Raw genomic sequence first — 11946 nt, 5'->3', positions numbered from 1 at the left:
AAGATCGTCTGCACGCCAGCGACCCTACGCCTGTCCCCAGCGAGTGTCACGCCGTCTCACATCGTGGTTCACATGCCCAACTGCTGGACGCCCGGATGCCGCCGCAGCCTGCGGGACCGCCGCTCACGCGACGTCGCGGCGGCGGAACACCAGCAGGCCGAGTCCCACGAGAGCCACCGCCACGGCGACCAGCACGACCAGGCCCTGGGAGGCGCCCACCGTGTGCACGACCGTGGTGCACAGCTGCAGCGCAGGGTCCGCGGGGTCGGGCGCGCACTCGTCGACCGAGAAGCTCGCGATCCGCTCCACCCAGGCCTGCGCGTGCAGCACCAGGGTCGCCGAGCGGGCCCGCGGCAGCACGACGGGCAACGTGACCTCGACCGCGACGAACCACCACACGAGCACCCCCGTCACCGCGGCAGCGTGCCTCAGCGCGAACGCGAGCGCCGCACCCGCGACCGCGGCGAGCACGGCCAGCACCGTCTGACGCCCGGCGAGCACGGCCAGGTCCGACCAGAGCACCGCGTCGCCGAGCGGCAGACCCCGGACCAGGAAGACGCCCGCTCCCCCGAGCAGCACCGTCACCTGCGCGGCGACGAGCACCGGCACCACCCCGAGCGCCGCCGCGGCCGTCTTGCTCGCCAGGACCCGGCCGCGGCCCGGGACGAACGTCAGCCAGGTACCCATGGAACCGGTCGCGAACTCGGCGGCCACGAAGCTCACACCCATCGCCAGCGCCGCCACCGCGAGGGGGATCGTCATGCCGGCCAACGACTCGGGGATGACGTCCTCGAACGCCGCCTGCATCGGCAGGTAGTCCTCGAGCCGCGGCGCGGGCAGCCCGCTGCAGGCCAGGTCCACCGTCTCCGGGTCGCTCGTCGGGTCCTCGGTCAGCTCGGCGCACAGCTGCGCCGCCTGCTCGCTGGCCCGCTCCCAGCCGTCCACCACGCTCTGGTAGCTCGCGTGCCCCGCGGCCACGTCCGCGGGCCCCGGGGGCGCCGACCTGTCCACGGCCAGGATCACGTAGCCGACGGCCGTCAGCAGCAGCAGACCGGTGACCAACCACAGCACGGCGCGGCAACGGAAACGTTCCAGCTCGGTCCGCAGCAGCCTCATGCGTCGACCCCTGCACCCACGGCAGGCCCGGGCCGCGCGCCCCGCGCTCCAGCCTCCCTCGGGTGCCCCTCGCGAGGGCCGCCTGTCAACTCGAGGAAGACCTGCTCGAGGTCGGCGCGCACCGGGACGAGCTCGCGTGGGTAGATCCGGGCCGCCGCGAGAGCGCGCGCGACCTCCGACGCATCCCCGGGCCCGTCCACCAGCAGGTGCTCGCCGTCACGCACGACCGTCCAGCCGCACGCGACGAGGGCGTCGGCAGCGGGACCGGGCTCGGCCACCCCCACACGCACCGAGGACGTCGCACGGGACCCGACCAGGTCGGCGACCCTCCCGTCGGCGACCAACCGGCCGCGGACCACGATCGAGACCGTGTCCGCCACCTGCTCGACCTCGGCGAGCACGTGGCTCGAGACCAGCACGGTGCGTCCCTGCTCGGCGAGCGAGCGCATCGTCGCGCGCACGTCGTGGATGCCCGCCGGGTCGAGGCCGTTCGTGGGCTCGTCGAAGATCACGAGCTCGGGGTCCTTCAGCAGGGTGGCGGCGACGGCGAGCCGCTGCTTCATGCCCAGGGAGTACGTGCGGAACCGGTCGCGCGCCCGCTCGGACAGCCCGACGTGCTCGAGCACCTCGTCGACCCGCCGCTCGTCGACACCGGCGCCCCGGGCGAGCAACGCCAGGTTGCGCCGGCCCGAGAACGTCGGGAAGAACTTCGGTTGCTCGACGACGGCCCCGACCCGTGTGACGGCTGCCTCGAGCCCGCCCGGCAGGTCGTGCCCGAGCACCTGGATCGTGCCGGCGTCCGGCCGCACGAGACCGAGCAGCATGCGGATCGTGGTCGTCTTGCCCGCGCCGTTCGGGCCGAGGAACGCGTGCACGCCGCCGACGGGCACCTCGAGGTCCAGCCCCTCGACGGCCACCACCTGACGCAACGTGAACGACCGGTACGTCTTGCGCAGCCCCCGGGTACGGATCGCCGGTGCGCCTGGTTCCACCACGAGTCCCCCTGCTCGTCGCGCGGGCCGTGCGGCACGACCCCTGACCAGGTCATCGGCACGTCGGCACGCCACCTCAAGGCCCGTCCCCGGGGCTCGGGCGGAGGCAGGGCGAGGCCCGTGCGGCTCAGGTCAGGACGGCGCCCCGCGACGCGGAGCCGACCAGCTTCTGGTACTTGCCCAGCACACCGCGGGTGTAGCGCGGCGGCAGCGGCGCCCAGCCCTCGGCGCGCGCCGCGAGCTCGGCGGGCTCGACCAGGAGGTCGAGCGTCTCGTGCGCCATGTCGAGCCGGATCCGGTCACCGTCCACGATGAAAGCGATCGGACCGGCGTCGACCGCCTCGGGTGCGATGTGACCCACGCACAGCCCGGTCGTGCCGCCCGAGAACCGGCCGTCGGTGATGAGCAGGACGTCCTTGCCGAGCCCGGCACCCTTGATCGCCCCGGTGATCGCGAGCATCTCGCGCATCCCCGGCCCGCCCTTGGGGCCCTCGTAGCGGATCACCACGACGTCGCCCGCCTGGATCGTGCCGTCCTCGAGCGCGTCCATCGCGGCGCGCTCGCGGTCGAACACGCGCGCGGTGCCCTCGAAGACGTCGGAGTCGAAGCCCGCGGACTTCACCACGGCACCCTCGGGCGCGAGCGAGCCGTGCAGGATCGTGATGCCGCCCGTGCGGTGGATCGGGTTGTCCAGCGCGCGCAGGATCTTGCCGTCCGGGTCGGGCGGGGCGATGTCGGCCAGGTTCTCCGCGACCGTGCGGCCGGTGACCGTGAGGCAGTCGCCGTGCAGCAGCCCGGCGTCCAGCAGCGCCTTCATGACCACGGGGACGCCGCCGATGCGGTCGACGTCGTTCATCACGTAGCGACCGAACGGCTTCAGGTCACCCAGATGCGGCACGCGTGCGGCGACGCGCGAGAAGTCGGCGAGCGTGAGGTCGACCTCGGCCTCGTGCGCGATCGCGAGCAGGTGCAGCACCGCGTTCGTCGAGCCGCCGAACGCCATGACCACGGCGATCGCGTTCTCGAACGCCTCCTTGGTCATGATCTGCCGCGCTGTGATCCCGCGGCGCAGCAGCTCGACGACGGCCTCCCCCGAGCGGTGCGCGAACGCGTCGCGCCGACGGTCGGCCGAGGGCGGCGCCGCCGAGCCGGGCAACGACATGCCGATCGCCTCGGCCACCGAGGCCATCGTGTTGGCGGTGTACATGCCCCCGCACGCACCCTCGCCGGGGCACACGGCACGTTCGATGCGACCCACGTCCTCGCGGCTCATCAGTCCACGGGCGCACGCGCCCACGGCCTCGAAGGCGTCGATGAGGGTGACGTCCTTCTCCGTGCCGTCCTCGAGCTTGACCCAGCCCGGCGCGATCGTCCCGGCGTAGAGGAACACGCTCGCCAGGTCCAGGCGCGCGGCCGCCATGAGCATCCCCGGCAGCGACTTGTCGCAGCCCGCGAGGAGCACGGAGCCGTCGAGCCGCTCGGCCTGCATCACGGTCTCGACCGAGTCGGCGATGATGTCGCGGCTCACGAGCGAGAAGTGCATGCCCTCGTGGCCCATCGAGATGCCGTCCGAGACGGAGATGGTGCCGAACTCCAGCGGGTAGCCGCCGGCCGCGTGCACGCCTCCCTTGGCCGCCTTGGCGAGCCGGTCCAGCGAGAGGTTGCACGGCGTGATCTCGTTCCACGAGCTCGCGACGCCGATCTGGGGCTTCGCGAAGTCCTCGTCGCCGAGGCCCACGGCACGCAGCATGCCGCGCGAGGCGGTGGCCTCCAGGCCGTCGGTGACCCGGCGGGACCGGGGCTTGATGTCGATGGCCGAACCTTCCGGGCCGGGGTCGTTCGCGCTGGCGGCGTCGGGCGTGGGGGTCATGATCGCGAGTGTATGACCGCGATCGAGGCAAGGCCCGGAGGGTCACGTGGCGGTCGACCACGATGCGGACACCCGGACGCGGGCCGGCTCAGGCGTCGGTGCGGCCCTGCCACGTCGAGACGCAGGCCTCGTTGCCCTCGGCGTCGGCCAGGACCCACCACGCGGGGGCGTGCTCGTCCGTCACGAGGTGCCCGCCTGCGGCGAGCGCCGCCTCGATCCGAGCCTGAGCCTCCTCGACGCCCACCGAGACGTCCACGTGGATCCGGTTCCGTTGCGGCCGCGGCGCCGCCATCTGCTGGAACCAGTACGACGGCCCCAGCCCGGCCGGGTCGACCAGGTCCCCGTCCGCGTCGTCGTAGGCCAGCACGGCGCGCCAGAACGGTCGCACGGCGCTCGCGTCGATCGCGTCGATCGCGACCTCCTGGGCCGCGACCAGGTCCGGACGCCCCACCGCGCCGAGCTCGTCGGCGATCCGGCTCACGGCCGTGGCGAGCGCGATGTCCCGGGAGGTGAGGGCGCCGACGTCGTGCGAGGTCGTGGTCACCACCACCCGGCCGTACCGCAGCAGCACGTCGGGGTGGTGGTCGAGCCCGTCGGCGACGGCGGCCACCTGTGCGACGAGCAGGGCGCCGCGCGCGAAGTCGCCCGTGTCGAGCACGGCGCGCAGCCGGCCGAGCACGACCCGCCAGTGCCGGCCGTCCACGGCCGCCGTCGCGGCCTCGGCGGTCAGCGGGCGTGTCGGCTGCTCGGGGCCTGAGGTGGGTGCCATCAGCCCAGGGTGCCACCGGGCACCGACCCGTGCAGGCGGGCACGGGCGGGCACGGGACGGCGCCGGCCGGCCGCGCAGAACCGCTCACACCGGCGCACATCCGGCAGGTCACGGTTTGGATAACGCTATCGACAACGATTGACATCGCACGAGGAGGCCTGCCAAAGTCCGTGTGTCACCGGGTCGACGAGGAGTCGGCGACACGGTGACGACACCAACCCGGACCGCGGTCCAGCACCACGCCGGGCCGGGCCGGTGGACCGACGACGGACGTCGGCCCACCGCGGGGGCCAGCCCCTGCACACCATCTGCTGCTCAACGAAGAGGACAGAGCTGATGAAGACACGCAAGATCCTGGCGGCGTCAGCCGTCATGATGGTCGGGATCGCGGGCCTGAGCGCCTGCGGCGGTGGCAGCGATGACGGAGCGAGCAGCGACGGCTCGGTGTCGATGACGTTCTGGCACAACTCCACGACCGGCGACGGCAAGGCCTACTGGGAGTCGACGGTCGCCGACTTCGAGAAGGCCAACCCGGGCGTCACGATCGAGATCCAGGCCATCCAGAACGAGGACATGGACGGCAAGCTGCAGACCGCCCTCAACTCCGGCGACGCGCCCGACATCTTCATGGCGCGCGGCGGCGGCAAGCTCGCCGCGGTCGTCGAGGCCGGCCAGGCGCAGGACCTGACCGCCACCATCGACGACTCCACCAAGACCGCGGTCGGCGACGCCGCGTTCAGCGCCTTCACGATCGACGGCAAGGTCTACGGCATGCCGATGTCGGTGCTGCCCGGCGGCATCTACTACAGCAAGGACCTGTTCGCACAGGCCGGCATCACCGAGACGCCCACCACGATCGACGAGCTCGAGGCGGACGTCGAGCTGCTCAAGGCCGCCGGCATCGCGCCGATCGCCCTCGGCGCCAAGGACGCCTGGCCCGCCGCACACTGGTACTACTTCTTCGCGCTGCGCGAGTGCTCGCAGGACACCATGGCCCAGGCGGCCAAGGACATGACCTTCGACGACCCGTGCTGGACGACGGCCGGTGAGGACCTGCAGGCCTTCGCCGCCACCGAGCCGTTCAACGAGGGCTACCTCACCACGACCGCCCAGCAGGGCGCCGGCTCGTCCGCGGGCCTGCTCGCCAACCACCAGGCCGCCATGGAGCTCATGGGCGCCTGGGAGCCGGGCGTGGTCGCCTCGCTGACCCCCGAGGGCACCGCCCTGGAGGACCTCGGCTGGTTCCCCTTCCCGGCGACCGACTCGGGCAAGGGCGGTGACGGCGCCATGATGGGCGGCGTCGACGGCTTCTCCTGCTCGGCCGAGGCCCCGCCGGAGTGCGCGAAGTTCCTCAACTTCGCGATGCAGAAGCAGTACCAGGAGGGCTACGCGACCGCGTTCCAGACGCTGCCCGCCAGCCAGGAGGCCCAGGGCGTCGTCACCGACCCCGCCCTGCTCGACGTGCTCGCCGCCTACAACGACGCGCCCTACGTCTCGGTCTGGCTGGACACGCTGTTCGGCGCCAACGTCGGCAACGCGCTCAACACCGGCGTGGTCAACATGCTCGCCGGCCAGGGCTCCGCGGACGACATCGTCACCGCGGTGAACGACGCCGCGGCCAAGGAGTAGCAGACACCCATGAGCGACACCGAGGGCGAGAGCTCGTTGACCATCATGACGTCGCCTGAGGGTCCCTCAGCGGCTGGGGACGGCGCCCGCGCGGCGTCGTCCCCGGCCCCCCGGGCGCGGCGGGGAGGACGCGTCGACTGGCGCAAGCACCTCGAGATCGCGGTGCTGTCGGGACCCGCCATCGTCATCTTCGTCGCGTTCGTGATCTTCCCCGTCGTGATGGCGGCGTACTACGGCTTCTTCAAGTGGAAGGGCTACGGGCCGCCCACCGAGTTCGTCGGCCTGGAGAACTACGTCACGATCTTCCAGGACGCCACGTTCATCGACGCGCTGCGGCACAACGGCTTCATCCTCGTGATGTCCCTGGTCATCCAGGGGCCGTTCGCGGTCGGTCTCGCGCTGCTGCTCAACCAGAAGATGCGCGGACGCTCGCTGATCCGGGTGCTCATCTTCGTGCCGTACGTGATCTCCGAGGTCATCGTCGGCACCGGCTGGAGCCTCATGCTCCAGACCAACGGCGCGGTGAACGACCTGCTGATCAAGCTGGGCCTCGAGAGCTGGACCGTGGACTGGCTGTCCAACCCGGACGTCGCCATCTGGTCCCTGATGGTCATCATCTCGTGGAAGTACATCGGCTTCGCCGTGATCCTGTTCCTCGCGGGCCTGCAGTCGATCCCCGAGGAGCTGTTCGAAGCCGCGTCGATCGACGGCGCCTCCTACTGGCAGATCCAGCGGCGCATCACGCTCCCGCTGCTCGGCCCCACGATCCGGATCTGGGCGTTCCTGTCGATCATCGGCTCGCTGCAGCTGTTCGACCTCGTCTACATCGTCTGGGGCCAGTACGTCGCCGCCACCGCGGGGACCTCGACGATGGCGACCTACATGGTCGTCAACGGGCGCAACGCCGGGAACTACGGCTTCGGCAACGCCGTCGCGGTCGTCCTGTTCATCATCTCGCTGGTCATCGCCCTGACCTACCAGCGCTTCGTGCTCCGGCGTGACACCGAGGGTGCGCTCACGGAAGGGAAGAAGTGATGGCCGCCATCACCGCACCGCTGCCCACGCGGGCCGCCCCCGCACGCCGGCGCCGCACCGGCGGCCGCGCCAGCTGGGTCACGTACCTCGTGGCGTTCGCCTTCGTCGGCATCTGCGTCGCCCCGGTGCTCTACATCATCATCGGCGGTTTCCGCACGAACTCGGAGATCACCACCGACCCCTCGGGGTTCCCGAGCACGTGGCACCTGAGCAACTACCTCGACGTGCTGGAGAGCTCGATCTTCTGGCGGCAGGTCGGCAACTCGGCCATCGCCGGGCTCTCGACGACCGTCGGCGTGGTGGTCCTCGGCGTGGCGGCCAGCTTCGTGCTGGCCCGCTACCGGTTCAACGCCCGCGGCGCGCTGTACGCGCTGTTCGCCGCGGGCCTGATGTTCCCGATGACGGTGGCGATCACCCCGCTGTACATCCTCATCAAGAACCTCGGGCTGATGAACAGCCTCGCGGGGATCGTCCTGCCGCAGATCGCCTTCGCCCTGCCGACCACGATCATCATCCTGGTCCCGTTCCTGCAGGCGATCCCCAAGGAGATCGAGGAGGCCGCCTCGATCGACGGCGCGAGCCGGCTCGGGTTCTTCTTCCGGATGGTCGTCCCGCTGTCGGTGCCCGGTGTCGTGACGGTCGGCATCCTGGCGTTCATCGCGAGCTGGAACAGCTACATGCTGCCGCTGTTCGTGCTCAACGACGAGACCTCGTACACCCTGCCGCTCGGCGTGCAGGCGTTCGCCTCGCAGTACTCGGTCGACACCGCCCGCGTGCTGGCGTTCACGTCGCTGTCGATGATCCCGGCCCTGGTGTTCTTCAGCCTCTTCGAGCGTCGCATCGTCGGCGGACTGACCGGAGCCGTCAAGGGCTGAGCCCGACCGACCGCTCACCCGCAACGGCGCACGCCGGTGGTCCCGCCCCCGCACCGGGCGCGGGACCACCACCCCACCCACGTTCGAAGGAGACAGGTCCCGTGACCGTCGTTCCTGCCATGCCCACGGTGTCCGACCGCGTGCGCTCGCTGCACGCCCGCATGACGCTCGAGGAGAAGCTCGCCCAGCTCGTCGGCTTCTGGGTCGACCAGGGCGGCGAGGTCGTCGCCCCCATGCAGGGCGAGATGGCCTCGTCCGGTCGGCTCGAGGAGGCCACCGAGCACGGCCTGGGCCACCTGACCCGCGTGTACGGCACCCGGCCCGTCGACCCCGTGGAGCGGGCCGCGTGGCTCTGGGCGGAGCAGCGGCGCCTGCGCACGCAGACCCGGCTGGGCATCCCCGCGCTCGTGCACGAGGAGTGCCTCACGGGGCTGGCCGCGTGGCAGGCGGCGACCTTCCCGACGCCGCTGGCCTGGGGCGCCGCGTTCGATCCCGAGCTCGTGCAGGAGATGGGGGCGCTGATCGGCACGTCGATGCGTGAGCTCGGCGTCCACCAGGGCCTGGCCCCCGTGCTCGACGTCGTGCGCGACCCGCGCTGGGGACGCGTCGACGAGTGCATCGGCGAGGACCCGTACCTGGTCGGCACGGTCGGCACCGCGTACGTGCGCGGCCTGCAGTCCACCGGCGTGCACGCCACGCTCAAGCACTTCGTCGGCTACTCCGCCTCCCGCGCGGGGCGCAACCACGCCCCTGTCAGCGCCGGGCCGCGCGAGCTCGCCGACGTGCTCCTGCCCCCGTTCGAGATGGCCGTGCTCGACGGCGGGGTCCGCTCCGTCATGAACTCCTACGCGGAGGTCGACGGCGTGCCGATGGCGGCCGACCCGACGTACCTGACCGACCTGCTGCGCGAGCGGTGGGGCTTCGACGGTGTCGTCGTGGCCGACTACTTCGCGGTGGCGTTCCTGCACGTGATGCACGCGGTCGCCGCCGACCTCGGCGAGGCTGCGGCACTGTCGCTCACCGCCGGCATCGACATCGAGCTGCCGACCGGCGAGGCGTACCTGGCACCGCTCGCCGAGCGGGTCCGCGCGGGTCTCGTCGACGAGGCGTTCGTCGACCGCGCCGTGCTGCGCGCCCTGGCGCAGAAGGAGGAGCTCGGCCTGCTCGACGCCACGTTCGAGGAGGAGCCGCCGACCCGCATCGACCTCGACTCCCCCGCGCACCGTGCGGTCGCGCTGCGGCTCGCCGAGGAGTCGGTCGTGCTGCTCACGAACGACGGCACCCTGCCGCTGAGCGCGTCCGCCAGGGTGGCCGTGCTGGGTCCGAACGCGGACCGTGCCGAGGCCCTCATGGGCTGCTACTCGTTCGCGAACCACGTGCTGGCGCACCACCCCGAGGTCCCGATGGGCTTCGCCATCCCCACGGTCCTCGAGGCCGTGCGCGCGCAGCTGCCGGACGCCGACGTGCGGTACGCGCAGGGCTGCACCGTCGAGGACGAGGACCGCTCCGGCTTCGCGGAGGCCGTCGCGGTCGCCTCGCAGGCGGACGTGGCCGTCGTCGTGGTCGGCGACCACGCGGGGCTGTTCGGCCGCGGCACGGTCGGCGAGGGCAACGACACCGAGACGCTCGAGCTGCCGGGCGTGCAGCGCGAGCTCGTCGACGCCGTCCTGGCGACCGGGACGCCGGTCGTCCTCGTCCTGCTGACCGGACGCCCGTACGCGATCGCCTGGGCGGTCGAGGGTCCGCACGCGCCGGCGGCCGTGCTGCAGTCGTTCTTCCCTGGCGAGGAGGGCGGTGCCGCGATCGCGCGGGTCCTCCTCGGCCTCACCAACCCGTCGGGCCACCTGCCGGTGTCCATGCCCCGGTCGGCCGGCGCGCAGCCGTACTCCTACCTGCACCCGACGCTCGGCGGTCCGTCCGAGATCACGAGCGCGGACAGCACCCCGGTGCTGCCGTTCGGGCACGGCCTGTCGTACACGACGTTCGAGCGCACCGGCCTCGTCCTCGAGCCGCAGGTCGCCGCCGGTGGCACGTTCGAGGTGCAGGTCACGGTGCGCAACACCGGCACGGTCGCGGGCACCGACCTCGTCCAGCTGTACGCGCACGACGTGTGGGCGAGCGTCACGCGGCCGCAGGCCCAGCTGCTCGGCTACCAGCGGGTCGGGCTCGCCCCCGGCGAGCACGCGACGGTGCGGTTCTCCGTGCCCACGACCCGCCTGGCGTTCTCGGACCGCTCGATGACCCGGGTCGTCGAGCCGGGGACGGTCGAGCTGTGGGTGGGACCCTCGTGCGCCGAGAAGGAGACGACCGCGAAGTTCGAGATCCTCGGGCCGGTGCACGTCGTGACGAGCGCCGATCCTCGGGTGGTGACCGCCGAGGTCCTGCGTGACGTCCCCGGGACGCCGGGCGCCGCCGCCCACGAGCAGGAGCGGCCGGTCTCGGTGCCCTGAGCGCCCGGGACCTGAATCGATATCGATACCGTTTAGTCCACGATAGGGTCGGGCCGTGGAGCCCAGGGGCAGAGTCACCATCACCGACGTCGCGCGCGCCGCGGGTGTCTCCGTCGCCACGGTCTCCAAGGTGATCAACGACCGGTACGGCGTCGCCGCCTCCACCGCCGAGCACGTGCGCAGCGTCATCGCCGACATGAGCTACGAGTCCTCGCTGGTGGCGCGGAGCCTGCGCTCGCAGCGTACGGGCGTGATCGGCATCCTGCTCGCCGAGTTCGAGCCGTTCAGCACCGAGCTGCTCAAGGGCCTGGCCGCCGCGACCGCGGGGTCCGGCTACGAGCTGCTCGCCTGGTCCGGCGGCGGGGGCCCGGACGGGCACGTGGGCTGGGAGCGTCGGTCGCTCGCGCAGCTGTCCGGCACGCTCATCGACGGCGCGGTGCTCATCACGCCGACCCTCGTCGTCCCCGACGCGGGGATCCCGGTCGTCGCGATCGACCCGCACGCCGGGTCCGAGTCCAACCCGTCGGTCGACTCCGACAACCTGGCCGGAGCTGCGAGCGCCGTCGAGCACCTGATCGCCCTCGGGCACCGGCGGATCGGGTTCCTCGGCGGCCGCCCCGACCTGGAGTCCGCCCGGCTGCGCGAGGAGGGGTACCGGCGCACACTCGCCGCCGCGGGCATCGCGCTCGACCCCGACCTCGTCCGCGTCGGCGGGTACCGCCCCGAGACGGCCGACGCGCCCGCGCACGAGCTGCTCACCCTGCCCGACCCGCCGACCGCGATCTTCGCGACGAACGACCTGTCGGCCATCCGCACCATGCAGGTCGCCCAGTCCCTCGGGCTGCGCGTCCCGGAGGACCTCTCGGTGGTCGGGTTCGACAACGTGCCCGAGTCCGCGCTGTGCACGCCGCAGCTGACCACCGTCAGCCAGCCGTTGCACCGCATCGGCCGGGAGGCCATGGAGATGCTCCTCACGCTGCTGCGCGGCGAGGCACCCGCCGAGACGCACCGACGGCTGCCGACCGAGCTCGTGGTGCGCGCCTCGACACGCGCGCTGTGAGCGACCCGACCCCGGCCGAAGCCCTCTGAGGCCCCGAGCCACGGCCGGCACCACCGTCGGGTGGTAGACGGGCGCCGCCGCGATGCGGGCGACGGATGCAGCGGCGGAGCGGCGGATGTGCCCCGAGGCCGTCCTCGGGCTACCGTCACG

9 protein-coding genes are annotated in these 11946 nt (G+C 72.3%); 5 read left to right on the top strand and 4 right to left on the bottom strand.

Going from position 1 to position 11946, the window contains the following annotated elements; translation table 11 throughout:
• Positions 1-123 precede the first annotated feature (123 nt).
• From BKA22_RS13580 to BKA22_RS13565, 4 genes are all read right to left on the bottom strand, one after another.
• Entirely contained in the window at positions 124-1116 is a 993-nt protein-coding gene (locus tag BKA22_RS13580) for an ABC transporter permease subunit (RefSeq protein ID WP_146954756.1), read from the bottom strand.
• Positions 1113-2108, bottom strand: a complete 996-nt coding sequence (locus BKA22_RS13575; protein ID WP_308463401.1) for an ABC transporter ATP-binding protein — start codon at positions 2106-2108, stop codon at positions 1113-1115. The genes BKA22_RS13580 and BKA22_RS13575 overlap by 4 nt, the downstream gene beginning before the upstream one ends.
• 127 nt (positions 2109-2235) lie before the next feature.
• Positions 2236-3978, bottom strand: coding sequence for a dihydroxy-acid dehydratase (ilvD, locus tag BKA22_RS13570; RefSeq protein ID WP_146954755.1), 1743 nt, complete (start codon positions 3976-3978; stop codon positions 2236-2238).
• 88 nt (positions 3979-4066) lie between these two features.
• On the bottom strand, positions 4067-4747 hold the full coding sequence (locus tag BKA22_RS13565) for a 4a-hydroxytetrahydrobiopterin dehydratase (protein WP_146954754.1): 681 nt from the start codon (positions 4745-4747) through the stop codon (positions 4067-4069).
• 336 nt (positions 4748-5083) lie between these two features.
• Here BKA22_RS13565 and BKA22_RS13560 point away from each other — a divergent pair, with 336 nt between their 5' ends.
• The 5 genes from BKA22_RS13560 to BKA22_RS13540 all read left to right on the top strand — a co-directional run bounded on the left by BKA22_RS13560 (position 5084) and on the right by BKA22_RS13540 (position 11796).
• On the top strand, positions 5084-6376 hold the full coding sequence (locus tag BKA22_RS13560; protein ID WP_146954753.1) for an extracellular solute-binding protein: 1293 nt from the start codon (positions 5084-5086) through the stop codon (positions 6374-6376).
• 9 nt (positions 6377-6385) lie between these two features.
• Complete coding sequence (locus tag BKA22_RS13555) at positions 6386-7411, top strand: carbohydrate ABC transporter permease (protein ID WP_179561782.1); 1026 nt, start codon at positions 6386-6388, stop codon at positions 7409-7411.
• Positions 7411-8286, top strand: coding sequence for a carbohydrate ABC transporter permease (locus BKA22_RS13550; RefSeq protein WP_146954752.1), 876 nt, complete (start codon positions 7411-7413; stop codon positions 8284-8286). Before BKA22_RS13555 ends, BKA22_RS13550 begins: the two co-directional genes overlap by 1 nt.
• Positions 8287-8405: 119 nt before the next feature.
• Positions 8406-10736, top strand: a complete 2331-nt coding sequence (locus BKA22_RS13545) for a beta-xylosidase/alpha-l-arabinosidase (RefSeq protein WP_146954776.1) — start codon at positions 8406-8408, stop codon at positions 10734-10736.
• 55 nt (positions 10737-10791) lie between these two features.
• A complete protein-coding gene (locus BKA22_RS13540; protein ID WP_146954751.1) occupies positions 10792-11796 on the top strand; it encodes a LacI family DNA-binding transcriptional regulator in 1005 nt (334 codons plus the stop codon).
• Positions 11797-11946: the final 150 nt, after the last annotated feature.

Source organism: Cellulomonas soli (assembly GCF_013409305.1).
GTDB lineage: Bacteria > Actinomycetota > Actinomycetes > Actinomycetales > Cellulomonadaceae > Cellulomonas > Cellulomonas soli.
Note: the sequence above shows the minus strand (reverse complement) of the source record. Positions and strands in the feature narration are given on the sequence as shown.

What these genes read in the sequence shown, in the direction of transcription:
- BKA22_RS13580 (WP_146954756.1), bottom strand. Translation starts at nt 1,116, where the DNA reads ATGAGGCTGCTGCGGACCGAGCTGGAACGTTTCCGTTGCCGCGCCGTG.
- ilvD (WP_146954755.1), bottom strand. Translation starts at nt 3,978, where the DNA reads ATGACCCCCACGCCCGACGCCGCCAGCGCGAACGACCCCGGCCCGGAA.
- BKA22_RS13565 (WP_146954754.1), bottom strand. Translation starts at nt 4,747, where the DNA reads ATGGCACCCACCTCAGGCCCCGAGCAGCCGACACGCCCGCTGACCGCC.
- BKA22_RS13560 (WP_146954753.1), top strand. Translation starts at nt 5,084, where the DNA reads ATGAAGACACGCAAGATCCTGGCGGCGTCAGCCGTCATGATGGTCGGG.
- BKA22_RS13555 (WP_179561782.1), top strand. Translation starts at nt 6,386, where the DNA reads ATGAGCGACACCGAGGGCGAGAGCTCGTTGACCATCATGACGTCGCCT.
- BKA22_RS13550 (WP_146954752.1), top strand. Translation starts at nt 7,411, where the DNA reads ATGGCCGCCATCACCGCACCGCTGCCCACGCGGGCCGCCCCCGCACGC.
- BKA22_RS13545 (WP_146954776.1), top strand. Translation starts at nt 8,406, where the DNA reads ATGCCCACGGTGTCCGACCGCGTGCGCTCGCTGCACGCCCGCATGACG.